We start from the raw sequence: 21,631 nt of genomic DNA, 5'->3' as shown, positions 1-21,631 counted from the left end.
GATCGATGGTCGCAATCTCGCTGGTCATACCGCTTCCTCAAAACACCGTGTCGGCCACAACATTGCCGGTCGTGATGGTCCCGCCATTATTGATCGTGTGGGTGCAGCCATTTGGGGCCAGCCGACCCCCGACATTGACGTTGGCCGTACCGGCGGCCGCACGAACAACCAGATCCGTGCATCCAGCCCCACCGATCACATTGTGAAGCGATTGCAGGCCACTATTGGCCGGAACGTTGATGAAAACGCAGGTGACGATGCCTTCGCAGTGGAAGTTGAGAATGTCGGTATAGCCACCGATGATCTGGATGGCGTTGATATTGAGGCTGCCGCCGGCGACGGTGATGTTGTGTAAGCCGATCAGGGTCTGTGAGCCACCGAGAACCAATTGAATGCCCGCGTTCACGCTGCCGTTTCTCGGAATGCAGTAGATGTTCTCGATGTTGACCTGGCTCGCGCCGCCGAAGCCCTGCTCGAGATAAATGCAGACGCGCTGGCCGGGGAATATCGAAACCCGCCGTATCGTGTCCTGCTCCTGGATATTGTTGGAGTAGATGGCGGAGATGTTTGCGTTCGCTGAGCCTGATCCCGTGAAGATCAGCATGTCCTGCAGGTAGGTTCCGAAGCAGGCGGCATGCGTGGTGGGATCGCACAACGTGATGAAATGCAAAGACGCGGAAAGAGCATCTAGCATCTTCAGTCCTGATGACCATGGCCCCTGACCCTTGAAGGTCACGCCATTCGGCACCTGGAGTGCCCCGGACAATGACAGGCCGCGGGGAATGAGCACGGTCTGGCCGTTGACGCCGCCCGCGTCGATCGTGGGTGGAGTGATCGCGCCGGCGAAGTTGAGCGCGTTCTGATTGGTCGCCGTGTCGTCATTTGAGCCAGCATCGCCAGCCGCGACAGTGAAATTAACCTTGGAGCCGAATTGCCTTACGTTGATGTAGTTGCCTTCGTCGACGACGATCTGCCAATGCGTGCCGGCGGAATCAGTGAAGCTGCCGGTTGGAGACGTGACCGTCGAGACCGTCCAAGTGAAGCCGGCGCAGCCACCACCAATGTTCGCCGCCGCGGCAGAGAGGACATCGCCCGCAGTGAAGGCGTTGCCGCCAGTTCCGGTGATGGTGACGGTCGTGACCGATCCGCCGGCAACGATAATGGTCGCGATGGCACCTGTGCCCGTGCCCCCGGTCAAGGGAACGCCGAGATAAGTGCCCGGTGTCGAGCAGCCGGTGCCGGCCGCGGTCAGGTTTCCGGTGTTGATCCGGGTGTCGATGAAGGGAGCGCTACCGACGTTTTTGAACGTCGCGTCGCCGCTATCGCCTCCGACCGTGTAGCCGCCAGTGCGCACGACCGTGTAAGTGTGCAGATCCAAGGTGATCGCGTTGGCGCGCGAGGCAACGAACACGGCGGGCGAAGCCGCGGCGGGCGAGGTGTTACAGGTCGGGCAGGAAACCGTCAGCGGATTGGTGCCGCTGATGACGATCGGCGCCGAGGCCTGGATGTTGTTCGTGATCGTCTTTGGCGATGTGCCCGTGATCGTGATGCCGTTTCCGGCTGTGAACGTCGTGCTCGGGATCGACACGCAGGATACAAGTTGGCCGCCGCTGTCGAAACAGGCTCCGGAGCTCGCGCGCGTCGCGGCGGTCGAGAGCACGCTAAGCGTCTCGCCCGGGGGCGCTAGCACTGCGCGGCCTGAGACGTCGTTGATCTTGTCCCAGTCCTCGCGCAGCATCGCGACGATGTCGGTGATGGCCTGGTTGAGATCGCGCGCCGCGACGCCCCGGTTCTCGGTGAATTGCGAGACGCGCCGCGGCCGGCGGGCGCCGACGATCTGCACCGTGCCAGTCTGGACCTGGTTGAAGGTCAGTACCGCATTGGTGATCGGGCGGGCGAGCTTGGAGAGGTCGGCATTGGACGGGCTTGTGATCGTCCAGCCGAGCGAGGCGTCGTTGTAGTTGACGCGCGCACCGTTCAGCCAGACCTCGATCCAGCTACTGAAATCCGCGGCATCCCCGTAAATCGCGAAATTCACAGCGCATTGGCAGGTCGAGCTCGAGATGCTGTAGCTGGTGCGCCTTTCGGCATCCGGAAGCGCGGGGACAGGCGACGGGGCCTGTGCAAGAGCCGGGGCAATCCATGCAAGCAGCGAAGCAGCAAGCGCGGCTTGGCGCGCGAAACGAGAGAACATCGGACCGACCTTGAGGCGCGGCTCGAGCCGGTCGAGCGCCGAAGGTCGTTAGCGACGTGTCCAAGTCGGAGCTGTTTGACGGAGACAGCTCAATCCGAAACGCGCTTGCGGTGCGCGCTACCTCGTCAGTCGCAAGGCAGGGATTCTGCCTTGAGCAAGTTGCGGAACTGGCCGTCGTCGATGCCGGCAAGGCCGCGGAGCGTGGCGCAGACCTTGCGCCAGCGCGCGGCCTGGTCCTTCAACTCGCGGGCGTTCGCGCGGACGGTTTTGATCTCGCGCTTCAACCCGACGATGGCCGCAGTCTCCCGTTCGCTCACTGCTGATCGTCCTCGCAGTCGAACAGAGGGATCAGCGCGAAATAGGCCGGCTGCACTTCGCGGCTCTCCTGGTCGAGCCACCGGCCTGTGTCCGGATCTTTGTAGCCGACAAAGACGCCATCGAGCGAGCCCGCTCCAATGCGCAGAAGCACATGGCCAATACCCCGGGGCGCCTCCTGGACGCGCTTCCAATTTGCTTCCGTCGTCATGATGCGTTCGCGTCGCGCGTCAGGCATACTTTGAAAGCCTCGTGGTCCGTACTGGCTGATTACACGGCGGCGCTGCACCGCGGCGCTTCCGGTTTGTGGTCATCGCTCCAAGACGTGCCGCGTTCGCGCGGTATTCCGCGACGGCCCGCTTAAGCCGCAAGATGCCACCCTTTTTCGGCTGCGTGAGAAAATCCAAAACGCGCTCGACAGTCTTCCCGTCGATATTTGCACGGTTGTTCGGCCGCGCTTGATTTGCCTGTCGCGGGAGATAGTTCTCCGCGATCCGCCGCTTCATGCGCTCCACCTGCTCCGGGTCCGGCTCAAGGTGGATTGCGAGCCCGGCCGCCCTCATGGCATCAAACAATTTTTCAGGGCCGAGGCGCCGGACCATTCCGGGTCCGAACGCCTTGCCGGTCATGCCGGGGGTAAATCCTGCAAGCTCGTCGAAGTCCTGCTGGCGGACGCCGAGAGCCTCGCGCTGCGCGTTGATGGCGGCGATCAACTCCGAATAGCTGGTGATCATGCTCCCCTCAGTGAAGCGATTGCGACTGACTAGATGGATCAATGGTGCAGGTGACGGGCGGGAAGCCGCCAACGCGAGCAAGCGTCTCGGCCACGTGCTCACGGCAGATGGGAAAGCCGGTCCAGCCCCTGATCGGCTTCGACCAGATGCCATCGATCCAGCACAGCGAGCAGCCTGGCTGCCGCGCCTCCGGCTGGGCTGCCGTCACGATGCCGCGACCGCGGTATACGTCCAGGTCCCCAGCGTGACGCCAGCGTCCGTCATGGTGCCCGATGCTACGGTGCCGCCGGCTATGCGGATCTGGCTCTCCGCGATATCCAGTGCGCGGGCGACGATCTGCACTTCCTGAAATCGCTTGTCCAAGGCGGGCGATGGATTGTTGACGGTGATGACAGCTAAAGCCATTGCGGAGTCCCTTCGTTGATCTGAGATTTATCGGCGCTGCGCCGCGCGCTGATCCTGCGCAAACCGGCGCTGTTCGAAGCTCATTTTGGCGTAACCAGGGATGGCCTTGTCGTCGGCCGGTACGCGATGCGACTGAGAGAACGAGGCGCCGCCCTGAGACGTGACCCTGTGCTGCATCTTCTCGAAGAAACGGAGATGCGCGTCGGTGACCATCGTCGCCAAGATCGGCCTTGCGTCGGCGTCGCCGACTTCCGCCCTGATCCATTTGCCGATCGCGTCGACCCGCTGCGGAGCGTTCACGCCGGCCTTGGCGATCTCGGCGCGGGATACCTCGGCGAGCGCCGCCTGCTGCTGCGCAACGTGCGAAGCGTAGAGCGTCAACATTTCGGAGAAGGCGCCCTGGTCGAGCCCCTTGCTGTGAGCCCAGTTCTTGGCGGCGGTCAGCGATGGATCGCTCGCATCAAATTTGAATTCGACACCACCCGGCAATTTCGCATCGGGGGAAATTTGCAGTTTGTAGTCGGCGGGCGTCGGCGGGATGGTGGCCTTGCGCAGATCGTCCTGCGCCTGGCGGTCCATCATGGCGGCGAGCTCGTCCTCGCTAACCTCGTACTTGCCGACCTGAACTTTTGCAGGTGATGCTGCCTGCTGCTCGCCGTCGGGCTTGGGTACATTGTCGCCCGCCGCTTCTGCTGCGGCTTCGCGCATGTCGCGGGCAGGGGAGTGTCCGCGCGATCGGGGATTTTCCGGCCCTCTGAGCTGCTCGTGACGCTGCTCGGGCGTCATCTGAGCCCATGCCTTCGAGCCGGGAACGGGGCGGGCGGCAGCCGGTGCCTCGACCTTGGAGGGTTGCTGCGGCTGCGGGCTTACCGGGGCGGTGACTGCCGGAGCGGTGGGCGTCGCAAGCGTGCTACTGGTCTGCGGCTGTGCGGGTGCGTCAGGCGGCATTCTACGGTGCTCCAAAGCTTGGCAGGGGCCAAAACAGGGGTACGGAGCCAATAGACGTGATTTGTCATGTAAAATCAATTCAGATCGGCGGACACCCCTTCCGCCAGTATGCTGCTCACCACTCCGTCCAATTGTTGGCGCTAATGCGTTGAGGCAATTGCGTTTTTCCTGAGCGAAGCGATTGCCCTTGGCTTGACATGGATCAAGCCTGCCGCTCAAGACGAGCCGTTAGACTCCGCGAGAGTTTGCCGTGCGTCGAGAGTCAGGCCTCAAGCCTTGAGAACACTTCGCCAACTCCTGCCCGCCGAAGGCATCATTCAGCTCGTGATCCGGCTAGGATTGCTGGCGCTGCTGATCTTTTGGACGTTTCTGATCATCCAGCCGTTCGTGCCGATCCTGACCTGGAGCGCGGTGCTGGCGGTGGCGTTCTATCCGGCCTTCAGCTGGGTCGCCAAGCGCCTCGGCGGCCGTCCACGCTTGGCCGCGGCCATCCTCACCCTGGTCACGCTCGGCATCATCATCGGTCCTGTAGCCTGGCTAGGCGTCAGCGCAGTCGAAGGGATCAGGGATCTTGCGAGCCAAATCGGCACCGGCGATCTCGTGCTTCAGGCCGCGCCCGAGCGGATCAAGGACTGGCCGGTGATCGGTCCGCAGCTCTACGATCTCTGGAACCAAGCCTACACGAACGTTCGCGCCATTCTGCGCGAGGCGGCGCCGTATCTCAAACCGCTTGCAGGGATGATGCTGTCGTTCGCCGGAGATGCCGGCCTCGGTACCCTTCAGTTCCTGCTGTCGGTGTTTGTCGCCGGCTTCCTCTTCCCGTACGGACCGCAGCTTGTTGCCGCCGTTCGCAGCTTTCTGTTCCGCATCGTGCCGGAGCAGAGCGAGCATTTTCTGGAGCTCGCCGGCGCGACCATCCGCGCTGTGTCACAGGGCGTCATTGGAGTCGCGATCTTGCAGTCGCTGTTGGCCGGCATCGGCTTCAAGCTCGCAGGCGTCCCGAGTGCCGGCCTGCTTGCATTCGTCGCACTGTTGCTGTCGATCGTGCAGATCGGCCCCTTCCTCGTTCTCCTTCCTGTGATCATCTGGATCTGGACAGCGAAGGATGTCACCACGGCATTGCTTCTCACCGCGTTCTTCATCGCTGTCGGCCTCCTCGACAACATCCTGAAGCCGCTCGTGATGGGACGTGGCCTGACGACGCCGACGCTCGTGATCCTGATCGGGGTCATCGGCGGAACGCTCGCACATGGGATCATCGGTCTCTTTATCGGGCCGATCATCCTGTCGGTTGCCTGGGAACTGGCGGCGGCGTGGATCCGGATCGAGCGTGCCACGGCTTGAATGCGCGCGCATCACGGACACCTGTCGCACCTTTGACATAAGTCAAACCCTGAACTTCTCACGCGCCTTGAGTGCGAGAAGGTGAGGTGTGACCTCGGGCATGTCGATGGATCATCAGGCGCCGCAGAGTGATTGCGCACTCAGACAAGTGTCCTCGGTGGCCGGCCGGGTGCTCCTGGTTGGTGATTGACCGCCATGGACTCAATCCTCGCTATCGATGCCGATGTGGCGGGGGTGAGCTTCGAGCTCTTCTCCGTGCAAGGCGAGGGGAGGCTGGAACAGCAAATCAAGGGAAGGCTTGGCGGATTGGGCAGCTGTCCGCGCCTTAAGGCGCACCGAATGAACGGAGATTCGTTGGCGCATCGCGTTTACCGCAGTGACGATGTCAGTGATGTCGCGGCGGCATTCACGGTCGTCGACGCATGGCTTCGGGACGAACTGGGGGTCGAGCCGCTGGCCGTGGGACATCGCGTCGCTCACGCCGGGCCGAACGACGCCCAACCGGTCTTGATCGATGACGCCGTGATGGTTCGACTGGAGCAGTTGGTCGCTTTGGCGCCGTTGCGTCTGCCGCATAATCTCGCACCGATCCGTTCGATGCGCGCCAACCATCCGGCGCTGGTGCAAGTCGCCTGCTTCGACAGTGCGTTTCATCTCAGCCCAGCGGCTGGAAGCGATGGCCAACCCTACGATGATGAACTTGCGATCGCGCGGCATACGTTGGCGTTCTTGCTGAACGGGCCGTCGTCGCGCTGACGCAAGTCCCTGAAGCTGAAAAACTGGTCGGTCCTTTATGCTGCTTCAGTTCCTCGTCGGCGCGCTGGTCAGTATGACTAATATCGGAATCCATGCCCTGGTGACCGTCGTCGCCGTTTCGATTGCCCGCGGCGCAGGCCTTCGGCAAACGGAGAGACCAAGATTGCATCTGATGGGCGTGATGATCGCAACGGCTGCGGTATTGCAGGTCGCGCACACGCTGGAAATCCTGGCATGGGCCTGGACGTACGGCATCATCCAGGCCGCGGCACCCGGCAGCGAGCTGCTCTATTTCGCTTTCGTCAACTACACCACGCTCGGTTACGGCGATATCACACCAGTACGCGAATGGCGGCTCATCGGCCCGCTGACCGCCATGAACGGCGTGCTGCTGTTCGGCTGGTCGGCCGCCATCCTGTTCGAGGTTTTGCGTAAGACACTCGAACACCTCGGCGTGACCGAAGCGCCGGGCCTCAAATGATCCCGATGGGACGAACGGTATCCCGCAGAGGCAAATTCACCTCAGGAAAAGGATGATCGCCGTGAACGCGACGGGCAGGGCCCCGATGACGACGACGGTGATCCGGAATGCGACCTCGTTCCACATGGATCGAGGCTAACATTAGATTGAGCCGATGTGATGTGCAGTTTGTGCCATTCGCGGACAGTGACGGCTGCTCAAGACTGCAAATCAAGGCTCGCGAGCTTCAGCCGGTCCAGCAGCACGATCTGGCGCTGGTTGTTGCCGATGAAGCCGAGCACGCCGAACTCGTGCAGCCGCGACAACGCACGGGACACGGTCTCCAATGTCAGGCCGAGATAGTCGGCGATATCGCGGCGCGACATCGGCAGCGCCATGACGCCGGCGGCGGTCAACCGTTTGTCCATCTCGAGCAGGAAGGCGGCAACCCGCTCCAGCGAGGTCTTGCGTCCCAGCAGCAGCATGTGATCTTCGGCGTGCTGCAAATTGGTCGTGGTCATGCCGAGCAGGTTCTTGGCGACCATGGCATCGCTCTCGGCCACCAGTTCGAGGCTTTGCCGCCGGATCAGGCGAACGGTGGTGTCGACGATCGCCTCCGCCGTGAAACGGTGTGCGCCGCCGTTCTCAAGCCCGAAAATGTCGCCGGCGAGATGAAACGCGCCGATCTGACGCCGTCCGTCGGTCAGCAGCTTGTAGCTCCGCACCGCACCAAACTTGACCTGATAGACGTACTCGGCAGGCTCCTTCTCGCCGTAGACCTCGGTGCCCTTCTTGTAGGTGAATTCGCTCAAACTCACGATTGGATTTGACGCGCTGGTCATTCCGAAGTCGCGGAGAGAATTGGGGCGCGGTGACTGGTCGGTTGCGATGCGCACAAACATGGCCCAACTCCTCAACTAATCGCTGAATTGGTCTGTCAGAAACTAGGACCCATTTCGTTTTTCGGGATGCGCCCCGCCGTGTCGCGCTGTGGTTGATGTACGACGAAGGCCGTATTATCAACCATTGTATCTAAGGTCATTGTACGAAAGGACAGGGCGGCATTTTCCTGCACGGAATGAGAAGGCCTTTTCGCCAGCGTTGCTCATTTTGATTCGATTAGTAGACGTGCCGATGCGACCGATATCGTCGGCCCGTTGAACTGATCATCGGCTTCTCCAACTGGCTCGAACGCCCTATCGGCATTGTCTTCTCAAGAGGTGAAAGTTGCCTGGCTTCGTTCACATCGTCGACGATGACGCTTCGTTCCGGACAGCGATCGAGCGCCGGTTGAAACTTGCCGGCTATGACGTCGCGACCTATGCGTCCGCCCAGGATCTGCTTGATCGTCTGCCGGACGACGAGCGGCCGGGATGCATCCTGCTCGACGTGCAGATACCGGGGCTCACCGGTCCTGAGCTGCAGAACCATCTCGCCCGGCTCGGCTCGAAGCTGCCGATCGTCTTCCTGACCGGGCACGCCGATACGGCAACGACGGTGCGGGCCATCAAAGCTGGTGCCGAGGATTTTCTGACCAAGCCGGTGTCGTCGGAGCAGTTGATCGACGCGCTTGAGCGCGCCTTGGCTCGTCAGGCGACTGAGCGAAGCCAGCGCGGCAAGCTCGATCTGCTCCGCACTCTGGTCGCGTCGCTGACACCTCGCGAGCGCCAGGTGTTCGATCTGATCGTGCGCGGCAAGATCAACAAGCAGATCGCCTACGAGCTCGGAACCAGCGAGCGCACCGTGAAGGCCCATCGCCACCAGGTGATGGAGAAAATGCAGGTGTCCTCGCTTGCGGAGCTGGTGTCGCTCGCGGAGCGGCTCGGAATGCTCGATCCCGAAAGCAGACCATCCGCCTAGACGGAACCTTCCACCGAAGGGACCCGCTGAGCGACCTGTCCAATGGGACAATATGAAAGCTTCTTGACGGTGCTGTAGAGAGCGCGTGGATCAATTCGTGGCGCGCCGTCAGGTCAAGCTTTGGAACTGGTCGCTACGCCCGTACATTGCCCGATGGTCAAGATAGAGGCCGACGATATTGTCGCCGCACAGACCTATCATTGTCGTTGACGACGATTCATCGATGCGCACGAGCATCAAGCGGCTCTTGCGCGAGCACGGCTTCACCGTGTTGTTGTTCGACTCGGCGCATGCGCTGCTCGATCACGGCGAGCACGACAATGCCGCCTGCATCATCATTGACATCAATCTGGATGGTCAGTCCGGCGTCGATCTGCGTCGTCGGCTTGCGGAGGAGGGCGTCACGGCGCCGGTGATCTACATCACCGGCAATGACAGCCATGCGAACCGCTCCGCCGCGGTCGAGTCGGGATGCATTGCATATCTGACCAAGCCTTTCAGGGCGCAGTCGTTGATGGAGCCGATCCAGCGCGCTGTTTCAGGAGCAATCTAGCAGGGGCGGCGGCTGCTCATTCATCGATCTCCTGCTCCAGCGTCTGTGCCGGTGCACCCTTGTGGATTGCGGCGAACTGCGCCAGCGGCAGCGAGGTCGTCAGCGAAAGAAGGTTGAAATCGACGACCTCAAGGACGAGCGCTTTTCCCGATTCCATGTCCTTGATGATGTTGGGATCGGCAACGTCGGCCGCGATGCAGGCGTTGGCGAGACACCACGTGTAGGGCACGCGATAGGAGCTGCCTTGGTCGACGGTCAGCTTGACCGGGTGCTGCAAATACATCCCGACAGGCACGAACAATTGCAGTCGTCCGTTGCGGTCGCCTTCACGCTCGATGAGATCCAGGCGCACGGCCATTTGACCGGTCGGAAAAGTGCCGGTGATCGACGTGCGGCACAGCGTCGGCGCGCCGCCCGCCTTGAAACAGAGCTTGCGCCAACTCCCATAGGTGATGTCCTTTGCCTCCCGCTGGCCGCGCGTTGCGACTTCGGCGGGCGTCGCCGCATGAGATTTCTCTCGCGCCGCCGCGTCCGCGATCGACGCCCCGCCGGCAATCGCTGCCACGAGAAGGCCCGAGAGACAGTCACGTGCGCTGATCATGGCTCAGCCTCCAGGCATCCGTATTCGCACTCATTTCTGCGCGTCGAGAAACTCCGCCACCAGCGGCGACCAGATCGGGATCGCATCAGGCGAACCGATGAAGAAATGCCCCTCATTGCCGAACGGCGGTATCAGGTGATATTCGGCCCGCCCACCCGCTGTGGTGAAGGCCTGGTGCATACGCTGCGACAGAGCAGGGCCGAAAAACGTGTCGTTCTCGATATAGAACCACAGCATCGGCACCCTTGAGGTCCGGCCGAAATCCGCTGTCGCTTCGACCAGTTTGTCCGGTGCGCAGTTGTTGTTGGGCTTGCCGTCGACGCGTCCGCCACGACCTGCCGCGAAGGTGATGATCGCTTTGACCTGCGGCGGGTTCACGCTCGACAGCGCAATGGAAGCCCAGCCGCCGGCGGACTGTCCGATGACGACGACGTCCTTCGGGAGGACGCGTTTCTCGGCGATCATGTAGTCGATGATCCAGAGATCGGCCAGCGCCAACGCACGTCCGGCGTCATGGAAGTTCGGGTTGGTGCAGTTGCCGACCTTGGCGAAGAACGGGCCGTAGAGACCGCGCTCTGGAATGTCGATGGCGGCTGCGCCGTATCCGGTGCCGACGGGTGCCACGACGAGATAGCCGCGTTTGGCGAACCACTTCGCGGCGTCGCGGAATTCTACTAGCGGAAAGAAGCTGCGATCGACCGGTTTGAGCGACACACCATGGTTCATGATCGCGAGCGGGAAGGGACCGTCGCCAACGGGGCGTACCACATAGGCGAGCATCGGGAGCGGCAGCGGCAGCGTCCAGACCTCCTCCTGAATACGGACGTCGTCCTCGGCGCGCGCCGGAGCGAGCAGGCAGGCCAGGAGGAGCAACGCCGCCGCCATCGACTTTGGAGTTGGTGCGTGCCGGAGATTCATACGCGCCTCCCTCAACCGGCGAACGTACTGGCCACGATGATCGGGCCGAGCACGGTCAGTACGACGTTGCCGACGGCGTAGGGCACGGCGACGCCGAGCACCGGCGTCTGGCTTTCGGCGACCTCGCAGGCACCAGTCACGGCAGCGTCGACCGTCATGGCGCCGGCCAGCGCGCCGCAGATGATGACCGGATTCATGTGGAGCACGCGATGGGCAAACAAGGTCGTCACGATCAGCGGTACCAGCGTGACGACGAGGCCCATGCCGACCAGAAGCATGCCATGTGACTGGATCGCGACCCAGGCCGCATGGCCGTTGCCGAGGCCGATCGCTGCGATGAATCCGCCGAGCCCGATATCGCTCAGCGTCTGCTGCGCCGCAGGCGGCATTGCGCCCATCGTCGGCCGCCGCGACCGTAGCCAGCCGCAGAAGAGCCCTGCAATCAGGGCGCCGCCACCGCCGCCCAGCGTCAACGGCACCGACCCGATCTTGACGCTCGCGAGACCGGCGAGCAGGCCCACGGCGATGCCGGCGGCAAGGAATGCAATGTCGGTACGATCTTCGGAGCGCAGGATTTGTCCGACGTTCGCGGCGGCACGCTCGATGTTGCGGGTGCTGCCGACCAGCGTCATGACGTCGCCGACATAGACGCGGGTGTCCGCGCTCAAGGGAACCTCTCGACCCATCCGCGTGAGTTTGCGCAGGAAAACACCGCGCGCATTGTCGCCGACGCGTTCAGCCACGTCCTTGACGGAGCGGCCATGGAGTTTGCGGTTATCGACGAGGACATCGATCACGTTGCCCGGAAGCGCCTTCAGGATCTCGTCGGCGTCGATCTCGGCGCCAATGATCGGTTTTGCGGCGACAAGGGCGGCGGTTCGTCCCGCGATGACGACGTCGTCGCCTGCTTGAAGAACTGTGTCGACATGCGGCTCGACATCGGTGCCCTGACGCACGATCCGCTCGACCACGCTACGGCTGCCGATCTCGCCTTCGACGGCGCCGACAGTCCGCCCCGCCGCGACCGACACCCGATAGGCACGCGCCTGGAATTTTCGATAATGCAGATTTTCAGTTTGTGGCGGGCTGCCCCCCGCCAGTTCCGCCTCGAGCTTTGCGGCTTCCGCCTTCAAATCGATCCGCATCAGCTTCGGCGCGACAAACGGCACGTACAGGAGCGTGAGGATATAGCCAAGAACGTAGGTGACGGCGTAACCGGCGGCGATGTTCGCGTTCTGCTGCTCCAGCACATCCTTGGCGAGTCCGAGTTGGGACAGGGCACCGGACGCCGTGCCGATGACGGAGGATTGCGTCAGGGCGCCCGCAGCAAGGCCGGAAGCGGTGCCGGGACCGAGCGCGAACGCATTGGCAAATATGAGAACGATGACGAGGCCGGTGCCGCCAAGTACGAGCGCGAGCGCAACCTGCGCCAGGGTCCGGATGCTCAGCGAAGCAAAGAACTCGGGTCCTGACCGGTAGCCGATCGTGAAGACGAACAGGCTGAAGAGAAAGACCCTCAGCAGGGACGGGAACGTAAAGGTCCCGAGCTGCCCGATCAGGACGGCCACGATGAGCGTGCACGCCGTGGTGCCGATCGAAAATCCTAGGATCCGGACGCGGCCGAGAATGGTGCCGAGCGCGATCGACAGCAGCAGGAAGATTTCCGGAGCCGTAGAGATCACCCACTTGACGGTATCCATGGTGCAAGTCTCGCCAGACCAGTTGCGGCGATCTGAGTCTCAAGATCGCAAGCAATGCTTGATCCAGATCAATCCACGCCGGCGGTACGGCGTTGCCTATGTGGTCATGCAGAACGCGCGTGAGCCCGCATCGTCACCATGAGCACTCTGGAGGTCGCAGCCGGCGCGATCCGCCGCGATGAAACGGTCGAGATCGTATTGCTGCTTGCCTTCGCCGGCGGCTATATCGACGCCTATACCTGGATCATCCACGGTGTGATGGCGAATGCCCAGACCGCTAACCTGATCTTCCTCTGGGTCTATGCGACCGCCGGCAATTGGGCCAAGGCGCTCCACTTCGTGCCCCCGATCCTGGCGTTTGCGGTCGGTATTGTGATTGCCGCCTGGTTGCGCCGCGCCGCCGGCGAACGGGCCAGCGCGATCAGTACGCTGATCGAGATCCTGTTGCTGATCGCAATCGGAATTTTGCACAACAGGCTGCCGAATATGGCCGGCACGCTCGGAATTTCGGTCGTTGCAGCCATGCAGACCGCGATATTCACCAAGGTCAAAGGCGCCGTTTGCAGCACAGTGATGATCACCGGAAACATGCGCCAAGCTATCGAAAACATCTTTGTAGTTGCCGCCGGAGATGCACCGGTCGGAACGCTGCGCCTGTCGGGTATCTTTTTCGCGTTGTGCGCAGTGTTCGGCTTCGGCGCAGCGGTTGGCGCCTTCGCGACCAAGAGCATTCCCAATCTCGCGCTCGGTGTTCCCGTGGTCGCGCTGCTGGTCGTGCTGTTGCGCTGCGAGAGGTCACACCGAGAGGTACCGCAATGAAAGCGTCGTCCGCCCCAGGCTGGACGCGGTTCTTTCCGCCGTGCGGCTGGCTCGCCGCCTATCGGCGCGAATGGCTTCCCGCCGACGCCGTGGCCGGCATCACGCTCGCCGCTTACGCTGTTCCGGTCTCGCTTGCCTATGCCGCGCTCGCCGGCCTTCCGCCGCAGATCGGCGTCTACGGCTACATGCTCGGCGGCATTGGCTATGCTTTGCTCGGGGCGTCGCGGCAGCTCGCAATCGGCCCGACCTCGGCAATCTCCCTGATGATCGCTGCGACCGTCGGCGTGCTCGCCGGTGGCGATGCGGTTCGCTACGCGCAGATCGCAAGCCTCGGCGCTTTTGCGGTCGCGGTGCTATGCTTCATCGCCTGGGTGTTCAAGCTGAGTGTGCTGGTCCGCCTCGTCAGCGACAGCATTCTGGTCGGCTTCAAGGCCGGCGCGGGGCTCACCATCATCATGAGCCAGTTGCCGAGCCTGCTCGGCGTTGCCGGCGGCGGCCACAATTTCTTCGACCGTGCGGTCAAATTGATGGGGCAACTCGGTCATCTCGATCCACTCGTGCTGGCGATCGGCGCGGTTGCGCTTCTGCTGCTGCTGTTTGGCGAGCGGCTTCTGCCGGGCAAGCCGGTCGGGATCACCATCGTGGCGCTTGCGATCGCGGTCACCACGCTCCTTGGCTTGCCGGCCCTGGGCGTGCCCGTTACCGGGAAGATCCCGGAAGGGCTGCCGGCGCTGGGGTTACCGACATTCGGACTGCTGGAGTTCGACGATCTCTTTCCGCTCGCTGCCGGTTGCGTGCTGCTGGCTTATATCGAGGGCGTATCGGCGGCGCGCAGCTTTGCCGCCAAGCACGGCTATCCGCTCGACGTCCGGCAGGAGTTTTTGGGGCTGGGCGCGGCGAACCTCGCAGCGGCGCTCGGCCATGGCTATCCCGTCGCCGGCGGCCTGTCGCAATCTGCGGTCAACGACAGTGCCGGCGCACGAACACCTCTGGCCCTGGTGATCTGTTCGGTGACGCTCGGGCTGTGTCTCCTGTTCTTCACAGGGCTGCTCACCAATCTGCCCAAGGCCGTGCTAGCCGCCATCGTCTTTGCCGCCGTCTACAAGCTGGTCGATGTCCGCGCGCTCTTGCGGATGTGGAAAGTCAGCCGGATAGACTTCTATGCCGCCGCGATTGCGCTGGTGGCCGTGTTGCTGCTCGGAATTCTGCAAGGCGTCCTGCTGGCGTCGATTGCATCGATCTTTCTGCTGCTCGCGCGTGCATCGCAGCCGAACATTGCGTTCCTCGGCCGGCTTCCGGGCACCGGCCGCTATTCCGATAACGCCAGGCACGACGGCGTCGAGCCGCTCGTCGGCGTCATCGCTTTCCGCCCCGAGGCTTCGTTACTCTACATCAACGCCGAGACCATCCAGCAGGCGGTTCTCGACGCCCTCCACAGATCGACTGACGTCAAGTTGGTGGCCTGCGACCTCTCGGCGTCGCCCTACATCGACTTGGCCGGCGCGCGCATGTTGCACGACCTTTACGACGAGCTCGCCTCCCGGCACATCGCCTTCTGCATCGTCGGCGCGCATGCGCAACTGCGCGATCTCTTGCGGGCGGAGGGGTTGGCCGAGAAGACCGACAGCGGCCAGTGGCTGCGGTCGCTCGACAGCGTTCTCGGCGATGACAAATGCCTCCGGAATGCATCCGACCGTTGACTTGGATCAATGGAGCGCCCCGTGCCGACAGCACGATCCCGCATCACTTTTCGCCCCAAAGGATCGGGAGAGACGCATGGCAAAGGACGCAAAGCCCGCGCAGAAGCGCATCGACCAGTTCTTTTCCGGTCCCGGCGCGCGAGCCGATGACTGGCGTGATCTGGTCGAGGCCGCAAAGGGCTGGGCCCGCGGCGGCGATCGCGCGGCCTATGACGCGGCGCTGGCCAGCCTGTCGGTGACGGAAGAATTCCACGGTTATCCCGGCCTGCAACTGATGGCGGCCCTGCGCGAAGCAGCCTCGGCCGGCGATGCGGCCGCGTCGCTGTCGCTTGCGACCCGGATAACCCAGGCCCTGGCGACGCGATCCTTTCGCCAGCACGCCGGAGACTGGAGCGCGAAGGACGATGGCGATGGCGATACGCCCGAACTGGTGTCGTCCACCTTCGGCACGCATAAGGCACGTCGGCCCTATTTCGAAACCCTGATTGTCACCGGCGTGTCACCTGGCCAATGGCCGGCGCTCGCCGCCGAATGGCGCAAGCTGCGCCGTCCGGAGGATGGCTTCATCTATGAGCCCGTCATCGTCGGCAGCCTGGAGGATGCCTTCTGCGCGACCATGCTCAATCCCAATCTCGGGGCTGTCGTCGTCAACGAGGGTTTCGGCCTGCGCTCGCGGCACGATGCGCCGGTGCTTCGCTCGATCACCGCATCGGCGGGTCTCAACGACGAGGCTGATGCTTCCGCGCTACGGCTCGCCCAGATCATCAAGCGGGTCCGTCCCGAGCTTGATCTTTACATGATCTCCAATCGCGACGTCGAGGAGCTGGCCGGCAACCCTGAAGCCAGCGTCGTTCGCCGTATCTTTTATTCGGTTGAGGAGTTGCTGGAGCTGCATTTATCGATCCTCGAAGGCATCCAGGATCGTTACGACACGCCGTTCTTCGACAATCTCAAGAAATATGCGCAACGCCCGATCGGGACGTTTCACGCGCTGCCGATCGCCCGCGGCAAGTCGATCTTCAAGTCCGACTGGATTCGCGACATGGGCGAGTTCTACGGCCCGAACCTGTTTCTGGCAGAGAGCAGCGCCACCACGGGCGGCCTCGACAGCATGCTGGAACCGACCGGCACCATCAAGAAGGCGCAGGAGAAGGCGGCGAGGGCACTCGGCGCCGACCGCGTCTTCTTCGTCACCAACGGTACCTCGACCTCGAACAAGATGGCGGTGCAGGCGCTGCTTGCGCCGGGCGATATCGCGATTGTCGACCGCAACTGCCACAAGTCGCACCATTACGGCATGGTGCTCGCAGGCGCGCAGCCGCTCTATGTCGAAGCCTTTCCGATGACGGAATATTCGATGTATGGCGCGGTGCCGCTGAAGACGATCAAGCAGGCGCTGCTCGGCGCGAAGGCCGATGGCCGGCTCGATCGGGTCAAGATGCTGGACCTTACCAACTGTACCTTCGACGGCCACATCTACAACACCCGCCGGGTGATGGAGGAATGTCTCGCCATCAAGCCGGACCTGATCTTCCTTTGGGATGAAGCCTGGTTCGGCTTCGCGCGCTTCTCGCCGTTCCTGCGTCGGCGCACAGCCATGGGGGCCGCCAACGAGATCGAGGTCTGGATGCACGATCCGAAGTCGGTCGCGGCTTACGAGAAGCAGCAGGCAGAGCTCGGCAAGACTCCGTCGGACGAGGTGTTGCTCAAGACGCGATTGATTCCCGATCCGCGACAGATCCGGCTGCGCGTCTATCAGACCAACTCGACCCACAAGTCGATGTCGGCGATCCGGCAGGGCTCCATGCTCTCGGTCAAGGACGTCGAATTCCACACGGTCGAGCAGCAGTTCAAGGAGGCCGTCTTTACCCATGCCTCGACCAGTCCGAACCAGCAGCTTATCGCCAGCCTCGACATCTCGCGGCGTCAGATGGAGCTCGAGGGGTACGGTCTTGTCGCCAATGCGATGGAAATCGCGCTCGCCATCCGTCATGCCGTCAACAACAACGCGCTGCTCTCGAAGTATTTCCGCATTCTCGGCGCCGACGTCATGGTGCCGACGCAATACCGCCAAAGCGGTTTCACCGACTATCTCGCACCCGGCGTCAACTGGGCGAATACGCTCAAGAGCCTGGACGAGGATGAGTTCTGCCTCGATCCGACCCGGATGACATTGGTGTGCGGCATGGCCGGCTTTGACGGTACCCAATTCAAGGGCATCCTCGCCAACGAGTACAACATCCAAGTCAACAAGACCTCACGCAACTCGGTGCTGGTCCAGTCCAACATCAACAACACCCGCAGCGACGTCGCGCATCTGATCCGCGTCCTCGCCGAGATCGCGGGCGAGGTCGATCGCGGGCTTGCGCAAGGCGGTGCCAATGCCAAGAAGACCTTCGAAGCGCGGGTCAAGAGCTTGATGACCGACGTGCCTGACCTGCCGAATTTCTCGCATTTCCATCCGAGCTTCCGCGGCGATGCCGGCACCAAGACCAACGAAGGGGACATCCGCAGCGGCTTCTACTCCGCCTATGACGCGGCGGGTTGCGAACATATCCGCCTTGGCGATTCCGAGATTGACCGGCGACTCAAGGCCGGTCCGGAGCTCGTCTCAGCCAATTTCGTGATCCCGTATCCGCCGGGCTTCCCGATCATGGTGCCGGGGCAGGTCATTACCCAGGAGACCATCGACTTCATGCGCAAGCTCGATGTGAAGGAGATCCATGGCTACGACGCCAAGGAAGGGCTGAAGCTCGTGCGTACCGAAGCCTTGGCGAAGCTCGGCCGGCCAAAGCCGAGCGCTCCGCCGAAGCTCAAGGCTGCGTCATAACAGGGGGCGAACATGCAGGGCTTTTTCACGTTCTTGCAGCAGAATCCATATCTGCTGCTGTTCTTCGTCGTCGGGCTCGCCGTCTGGATCGGGCGAGCCAGCATCAAAGGCTATGGTCTCGGCATGGTTGCCGGCGCCATCGTGGTCGGCGCGGGCCTGTCGGTCTGGGCGTCGGTCTACGGTGTGAAGCTCGAGCTGAACACTTTCGCCAAGAGCCTGTTCTACTATTTGTTCATGTATGGGGTCGGCCTTCGCGTGGGTCCGTCCTTCATCAACAGCCTCAGGGGAGATGGCCTTAAATTCTGCATCCTGGCGCTGGTGTCCAGCGTGCTCGGTCTGGCGCTCGTCGTCATCCTTTCGAGGCTCTTCGCGCTGCCGATTGGCGCCGCCGGCGGCATGCTGGCGGGATCGCAGACCATGTCGGCCGCGATCGGCTCGGCCGAGCAGGCCATCACCTCGGGAGTGGTCAAGCTTCCCGAGGGCATGAAGCCCGAGGACGCCTCAGGCATGATCGCGCTATCCTACGGCATCACCTATATCTGGGGCACCGTCGGCATCATCCTGATCTGCAAATACCTGCCGCGCTGGTGGGGCGTCGATGCCAAGGCGGCGGCCAGGCAGTACGAGCAGGAGTTCGGCGTCAAGGATCTCGAAGGCGGCGGCCTAACCGGTTATCGGCAGTTCGGCCTGCGCGCCTACCGGCTCGAAAATCCGGCGCAGGTCGGCATGAGCATCGCCAAATTCCGCACGGTCAATCCGGAATATCGCATCCTCAACGTGGTGCGCGGCGATGAGCCGTTGGGAGCCGATTCCGGCCTCGTGCTGCAAAAGGGTGACGTCGTCGCGCTCGGCGGCGCAACCGCGCATCTCACCGACAAGATGGGCCTGATCGGCCCGGAGGTCGCCGATGCCAAGGCGCTCGGTGTTCCCCTGGATCAGGCCGAGATTCTCGTCACCAACAAGGACATGGTCGGACGGACCTTCGAATCCTTCCGGGAGCAGGCCATTGCTGGTCAGTTGCAGATCGGCAAGGTCGAACGCGGTGGGGTGCAGATTCCGGCCGGTCTCAAGACCGAGCTGCAGCGGATGGACATCATCACGGTCGTCGGCCTGAAGTCGGCCGTCAACGAGCTCGGCGAGATGTGGGGGCGCATCGCGCGCACCAACACCTCCACCGACCTGCTGACACTGGCCGCGGGCATGATCCTCGGCTTCTTGATCGGCATGATCGAATTCCCGGCCTTCGGCGCCAAGATCGGCCTCGGGAACGCCGGCGGTCTGTTGCTGTCGGGCGTGATCGTGTCCTCGGCCGTGTCGCGGCTGCGGTTCTTCGGCAACACGCCAAACGCGGCGCGCAACGTGCTGGAGGATCTCGGCCTCGTTGTCTTCGTCTCCATCGTCGGTATCAATGCCGGCGCCGGATTGCTGGCGCAGCTGACCGGTGCCGTTGCCTTGAAGATCTTCGTTGCGGGTTTCATCGCCTGCACGATCCCGCCGTTCATCGTCTGGGCGATCGGCTTCCACGTCTTCAAGATCAACCCGGCTGTGCTGATGGGCGGCGTTGCCGGTGCCCGGTCGCATTCCGGTCCGTGCCGCGAGGCCGCGGTCGAAATCCAGAGCTCGGTGCCCTGGATCGGTTTTCCGGTCGGCTATGCCGTCTCGGGCATTCTGCTCACCGTGTTTGGCTACTTCGCGATGATCTTGGCCTAATAGCTCGGCGTCACAACCAAAGGGGAACGAAAGTCATGAGAAAAGTCGCCATCTGCGCCGCCGTTGTCGCCTCGCTTGCAAGCGTCGTCGGTTTCAGCACGGCATCGCGGGCCGAGACCGGGCAGGTTGCGGTCGTCTTCACCAAAGGCGGGTTCATCATTGGCGTCGGCGGCGGGGAGGGCGTCCTCCTGCTTCACGGCAAGAAGTATCCGTTCACTGTATCCGGCATGAGCGTGGGCTTCACGATCGGTGCCTCCACCACCAAGTTCGTTGGCCGCGCTCTCAATCTGAGGGGGCCCCAATCGATCGAAGGCTCTTACGCGGCCGGCGGAGCAGGTGGGGCGGTTGCGGCGGGTGCAGGCGCCGTGCAGTTGCAGAACGGCAATGGCGTGATCCTTCAGCTCAGCGGCCCGAGGGTCGGCGCGGAAGTGTCGGCTGCGGTCGGCGGCGTCACGATCCGGCTGAAGTAAAGACAGGACGATCGGGCCGCGCTCCCGGCGCGGCCTGCTTTGCCTCAGTACCGTTCCTCGACGAACTTCATCCTGCGCAAACTCGCCTGATCGTTATAGCGGCCCTTGTGAGAGCGCTTTGGCAGCTTGACCTTGGCCGGCGCGATCTTCTTGTAGGGGATCGTCTTCAGGATGTGCGAGATGACGTTGAGCCGCGCTCGGCGCTTGTCGTCGGAGCGGATCAGCCGCCATGGCGCGTGCCGGGTGTCGGTCGCCTCGAACATCATGTCGCGGGCGCGTGAGTAGTCGTACCAACGGCCGAATGACTCGGTGTCCATCGGGCTCAGTTTCCACTGCCGCAACGGATCCTCGATACGGGCATGGAAGCGGAGCTCCTGCTCCTCCATCCCGACCTCCAGCCACAGCTTGATCAGGATGATGCCGGCGTCCACTGCGAATTTCTCGACCAGCGGGCACAGTTCCAGGAAACGCTTGTGCTCGGCGGGCGTACAGAAGCCCATCACGTATTCGACACCGGCGCGGTTGTACCAACTGCGGTCGAAGATCACGATCTCGCCGCCGGCCGGAAACTGCTCGATATAGCGTTGCAGGAACAGCTGGGACTTTTGTCGGTCGGACGGCGCGGGGAGGGCGCAGACGCGGAAGACCCGCGGGCTTACCTTCTCGGTCAAGGCCTTGATGGTGCCGCCCTTGCCGGCGGCATCGCGGCCTTCGAAGATGATGATGATCTTCAGCTTCTCCGCCTTAACCCATTCCTGGAGGTGACACAGCTCGACCTGGAGCTTTTCCAGCTCCTGCTCATAGTCCTTGCGCTTCATTTTCTCCGCAGGCTTGTCCTTGGCCATGATCAGTCGTCACCCCATGAGATGATCACGCCGATATCGCCGGGCACACCGCCGGGAAAATCGATGATCTGGTACGCGATGCGATAGCCGCGCGGCTTCAGATGGTCGGTCCAGAGCTGGAAGATCTCCTTGGGGATGCCGGTCAGCGTGGTCTCCCAGCCTTTCTCCATCTGGTTGATGGCGCGTCCTTTGTCGGTGCAGAGCGAGTTGGGAAAGCGGTAGACCTGCACCTCGGTCAGCCCGTTTCGCACTGCACGCTGAATGATGGTCGAGGCGAGCTTGACCTTCTCTTCCTCGGTCTTGCCGGACGGCTTGCTCAGTCGCTCGATCAACGCGCGCTTCTCGGCCTCGGTGGCGGTGGCGAGGCGGACATATTCCTCCGCCTTCTCGGCCTCCTTGAGCGCGGCTTCTTTCCGGATCTGCATGGCGCTGGGGATCAGATCATCGATGCCGGGCATGACTGACGCGC

22 protein-coding genes are annotated in these 21,631 nt (G+C 62.7%); 10 read left to right on the top strand and 12 right to left on the bottom strand.

Translation table 11 applies throughout. From position 1 onward, the window contains the following. Nucleotides 1-37: 37 nt before the first annotated feature. The 6 genes from UP06_RS30395 to UP06_RS30370 all read right to left on the bottom strand — a co-directional run bounded on the left by UP06_RS30395 (nucleotide 38) and on the right by UP06_RS30370 (nucleotide 4,434). Nucleotides 38-2,194 carry a hypothetical protein gene (locus tag UP06_RS30395; protein ID WP_156163324.1) on the bottom strand — a complete coding sequence of 719 codons (2,157 nt, stop codon included), beginning with the start codon at nucleotides 2,192-2,194 and terminating at the stop codon, nucleotides 38-40. A gap of 125 nt (nucleotides 2,195-2,319) precedes the next feature. Further along, nucleotides 2,320-2,511: a hypothetical protein gene (locus tag UP06_RS30390; RefSeq protein ID WP_045007367.1), complete on the bottom strand. Its 192-nt coding sequence runs from the start codon at nucleotides 2,509-2,511 to the stop codon at nucleotides 2,320-2,322. After that, on the bottom strand, nucleotides 2,508-2,720 hold the full coding sequence (locus tag UP06_RS30385) for a hypothetical protein (RefSeq protein ID WP_156163323.1): 213 nt from the start codon (nucleotides 2,718-2,720) through the stop codon (nucleotides 2,508-2,510). Before UP06_RS30385 ends, UP06_RS30390 begins: the two co-directional genes overlap by 4 nt. Nucleotides 2,721-2,739: 19 nt before the next feature. Continuing rightward, on the bottom strand, nucleotides 2,740-3,243 hold the full coding sequence (locus UP06_RS30380) for a hypothetical protein (protein ID WP_045007365.1): 504 nt from the start codon (nucleotides 3,241-3,243) through the stop codon (nucleotides 2,740-2,742). Nucleotides 3,244-3,447: 204 nt separating this feature from the next. Then, nucleotides 3,448-3,648, bottom strand: a complete 201-nt coding sequence (locus UP06_RS30375; RefSeq protein WP_045007364.1) for a hypothetical protein — start codon at nucleotides 3,646-3,648, stop codon at nucleotides 3,448-3,450. A gap of 27 nt (nucleotides 3,649-3,675) precedes the next feature. After that, nucleotides 3,676-4,434 (bottom strand): hypothetical protein, encoded by a 759-nt coding sequence (locus tag UP06_RS30370; protein WP_156163322.1) that lies wholly within the window; start codon nucleotides 4,432-4,434, stop codon nucleotides 3,676-3,678. Nucleotides 4,435-4,872: 438 nt separating this feature from the next. On the opposite strand from UP06_RS30370, the gene UP06_RS30365 reads away from it, so the two are divergent. From UP06_RS30365 to UP06_RS30355, 3 genes are all read left to right on the top strand, one after another. After that, nucleotides 4,873-5,940 (top strand): AI-2E family transporter, encoded by a 1,068-nt coding sequence (locus tag UP06_RS30365; protein WP_045007362.1) that lies wholly within the window; start codon nucleotides 4,873-4,875, stop codon nucleotides 5,938-5,940. Between the two features lie 195 nt (nucleotides 5,941-6,135). Next, nucleotides 6,136-6,696, top strand: coding sequence for a hypothetical protein (locus UP06_RS30360; protein WP_082081723.1), 561 nt, complete (start codon nucleotides 6,136-6,138; stop codon nucleotides 6,694-6,696). 172 nt (nucleotides 6,697-6,868) lie between these two features. Next, the gene (locus UP06_RS30355; RefSeq protein WP_349509949.1) at nucleotides 6,869-7,177 is read left to right on the top strand and encodes a potassium channel family protein; all 309 of its coding nucleotides are present in this window, start codon (nucleotides 6,869-6,871) and stop codon (nucleotides 7,175-7,177) included. A gap of 197 nt (nucleotides 7,178-7,374) precedes the next feature. Here UP06_RS30355 and UP06_RS30350 read toward each other — a convergent pair whose 3' ends face one another. Then, nucleotides 7,375-8,058, bottom strand: a complete 684-nt coding sequence (locus UP06_RS30350) for a helix-turn-helix domain-containing protein (protein ID WP_045007360.1) — start codon at nucleotides 8,056-8,058, stop codon at nucleotides 7,375-7,377. Nucleotides 8,059-8,383: 325 nt separating this feature from the next. Between UP06_RS30350 and UP06_RS30345 the strand changes: the two genes are divergently transcribed. Both UP06_RS30345 and UP06_RS30340 read left to right on the top strand, forming a co-directional pair. After that, a complete protein-coding gene (locus UP06_RS30345) occupies nucleotides 8,384-9,016 on the top strand; it encodes a response regulator transcription factor (protein WP_045007359.1) in 633 nt (210 codons plus the stop codon). A 178-nt stretch (nucleotides 9,017-9,194) separates the two neighbouring features. Beyond that, on the top strand, nucleotides 9,195-9,569 hold the full coding sequence (locus tag UP06_RS30340; protein ID WP_082081722.1) for a response regulator transcription factor: 375 nt from the start codon (nucleotides 9,195-9,197) through the stop codon (nucleotides 9,567-9,569). A 16-nt stretch (nucleotides 9,570-9,585) separates the two neighbouring features. Here UP06_RS30340 and UP06_RS30335 read toward each other — a convergent pair whose 3' ends face one another. From UP06_RS30335 to UP06_RS30325, 3 genes are read right to left on the bottom strand one after another with little or no spacing between them, the layout of a single operon-like run. After that, a complete protein-coding gene (locus tag UP06_RS30335; RefSeq protein ID WP_045007357.1) occupies nucleotides 9,586-10,170 on the bottom strand; it encodes an invasion associated locus B family protein in 585 nt (194 codons plus the stop codon). Nucleotides 10,171-10,200: 30 nt separating this feature from the next. Next, a complete protein-coding gene (locus tag UP06_RS30330; RefSeq protein ID WP_045007356.1) occupies nucleotides 10,201-11,088 on the bottom strand; it encodes an alpha/beta hydrolase family protein in 888 nt (295 codons plus the stop codon). Between the two features lie 11 nt (nucleotides 11,089-11,099). Further along, complete coding sequence (locus UP06_RS30325) at nucleotides 11,100-12,788, bottom strand: aspartate:alanine exchanger family transporter (protein ID WP_045007355.1); 1,689 nt, start codon at nucleotides 12,786-12,788, stop codon at nucleotides 11,100-11,102. A gap of 138 nt (nucleotides 12,789-12,926) precedes the next feature. On the opposite strand from UP06_RS30325, the gene UP06_RS30320 reads away from it, so the two are divergent. From UP06_RS30320 to UP06_RS30300, 5 genes are all read left to right on the top strand, one after another. Beyond that, complete coding sequence (locus UP06_RS30320) at nucleotides 12,927-13,607, top strand: YoaK family protein (protein ID WP_045007354.1); 681 nt, start codon at nucleotides 12,927-12,929, stop codon at nucleotides 13,605-13,607. Continuing rightward, on the top strand, nucleotides 13,604-15,307 hold the full coding sequence (locus UP06_RS30315) for a SulP family inorganic anion transporter (RefSeq protein WP_045007353.1): 1,704 nt from the start codon (nucleotides 13,604-13,606) through the stop codon (nucleotides 15,305-15,307). The genes UP06_RS30320 and UP06_RS30315 overlap by 4 nt, the downstream gene beginning before the upstream one ends. A 76-nt stretch (nucleotides 15,308-15,383) precedes the next feature. Beyond that, on the top strand, nucleotides 15,384-18,137 hold the full coding sequence (locus UP06_RS30310; RefSeq protein WP_045007352.1) for a decarboxylase: 2,754 nt from the start codon (nucleotides 15,384-15,386) through the stop codon (nucleotides 18,135-18,137). A gap of 12 nt (nucleotides 18,138-18,149) precedes the next feature. Beyond that, on the top strand, nucleotides 18,150-19,847 hold the full coding sequence (locus UP06_RS30305) for an aspartate:alanine exchanger family transporter (RefSeq protein ID WP_045007351.1): 1,698 nt from the start codon (nucleotides 18,150-18,152) through the stop codon (nucleotides 19,845-19,847). 35 nt (nucleotides 19,848-19,882) lie between these two features. Continuing rightward, nucleotides 19,883-20,317 carry a hypothetical protein gene (locus UP06_RS30300; protein ID WP_045007350.1) on the top strand — a complete coding sequence of 145 codons (435 nt, stop codon included), beginning with the start codon at nucleotides 19,883-19,885 and terminating at the stop codon, nucleotides 20,315-20,317. Between the two features lie 44 nt (nucleotides 20,318-20,361). Here the strand turns inward: UP06_RS30300 and ppk2 are convergent, their stop codons facing one another. Next, entirely contained in the window at nucleotides 20,362-21,162 is an 801-nt protein-coding gene (gene ppk2 / locus UP06_RS30295) for a polyphosphate kinase 2 (RefSeq protein ID WP_045007349.1), read from the bottom strand. A 2-nt stretch (nucleotides 21,163-21,164) separates the two neighbouring features. Further along, nucleotides 21,165-21,620: a hypothetical protein gene (locus UP06_RS30290; RefSeq protein ID WP_045007348.1), complete on the bottom strand. Its 456-nt coding sequence runs from the start codon at nucleotides 21,618-21,620 to the stop codon at nucleotides 21,165-21,167. Nucleotides 21,621-21,631: the final 11 nt, after the last annotated feature.

This window comes from Bradyrhizobium sp. LTSP857, from assembly GCF_000938285.1.
In the GTDB taxonomy this organism is placed as follows: domain Bacteria; phylum Pseudomonadota; class Alphaproteobacteria; order Rhizobiales; family Xanthobacteraceae; genus Bradyrhizobium.
Note: the sequence above shows the minus strand (reverse complement) of the source record. Positions and strands in the feature narration are given on the sequence as shown.

Bases quoted from the DNA above. Each gene is read 5' to 3' on its own strand.
- UP06_RS30380 (WP_045007365.1), bottom strand. From the start codon at position 3,243: ATGATCACCAGCTATTCGGAGTTGATCGCCGCCATCAACGCGCAGCGC.
- UP06_RS30330 (WP_045007356.1), bottom strand. From the start codon at position 11,088: ATGAATCTCCGGCACGCACCAACTCCAAAGTCGATGGCGGCGGCGTTG.
- UP06_RS30290 (WP_045007348.1), bottom strand. From the start codon at position 21,620: ATGCCCGGCATCGATGATCTGATCCCCAGCGCCATGCAGATCCGGAAA.
- UP06_RS30310 (WP_045007352.1), top strand. From the start codon at position 15,384: ATGGCAAAGGACGCAAAGCCCGCGCAGAAGCGCATCGACCAGTTCTTT.
- UP06_RS30305 (WP_045007351.1), top strand. From the start codon at position 18,150: ATGCAGGGCTTTTTCACGTTCTTGCAGCAGAATCCATATCTGCTGCTG.
- UP06_RS30355 (WP_349509949.1), top strand. From the start codon at position 6,869: ATGGGCGTGATGATCGCAACGGCTGCGGTATTGCAGGTCGCGCACACG.
- UP06_RS30335 (WP_045007357.1), bottom strand. From the start codon at position 10,170: ATGATCAGCGCACGTGACTGTCTCTCGGGCCTTCTCGTGGCAGCGATT.
- UP06_RS30320 (WP_045007354.1), top strand. From the start codon at position 12,927: ATGAGCACTCTGGAGGTCGCAGCCGGCGCGATCCGCCGCGATGAAACG.
- UP06_RS30350 (WP_045007360.1), bottom strand. From the start codon at position 8,058: ATGTTTGTGCGCATCGCAACCGACCAGTCACCGCGCCCCAATTCTCTC.
- ppk2 (WP_045007349.1), bottom strand. From the start codon at position 21,162: ATGGCCAAGGACAAGCCTGCGGAGAAAATGAAGCGCAAGGACTATGAG.
- UP06_RS30375 (WP_045007364.1), bottom strand. From the start codon at position 3,648: ATGGCTTTAGCTGTCATCACCGTCAACAATCCATCGCCCGCCTTGGAC.
- UP06_RS30325 (WP_045007355.1), bottom strand. From the start codon at position 12,788: ATGGATACCGTCAAGTGGGTGATCTCTACGGCTCCGGAAATCTTCCTG.
- UP06_RS30360 (WP_082081723.1), top strand. From the start codon at position 6,136: ATGGACTCAATCCTCGCTATCGATGCCGATGTGGCGGGGGTGAGCTTC.
- UP06_RS30395 (WP_156163324.1), bottom strand. From the start codon at position 2,194: ATGTTCTCTCGTTTCGCGCGCCAAGCCGCGCTTGCTGCTTCGCTGCTT.
- UP06_RS30315 (WP_045007353.1), top strand. From the start codon at position 13,604: ATGAAAGCGTCGTCCGCCCCAGGCTGGACGCGGTTCTTTCCGCCGTGC.
- UP06_RS30300 (WP_045007350.1), top strand. From the start codon at position 19,883: ATGAGAAAAGTCGCCATCTGCGCCGCCGTTGTCGCCTCGCTTGCAAGC.
- UP06_RS30385 (WP_156163323.1), bottom strand. From the start codon at position 2,720: ATGACGACGGAAGCAAATTGGAAGCGCGTCCAGGAGGCGCCCCGGGGT.
- UP06_RS30370 (WP_156163322.1), bottom strand. From the start codon at position 4,434: ATGACGCCCGAGCAGCGTCACGAGCAGCTCAGAGGGCCGGAAAATCCC.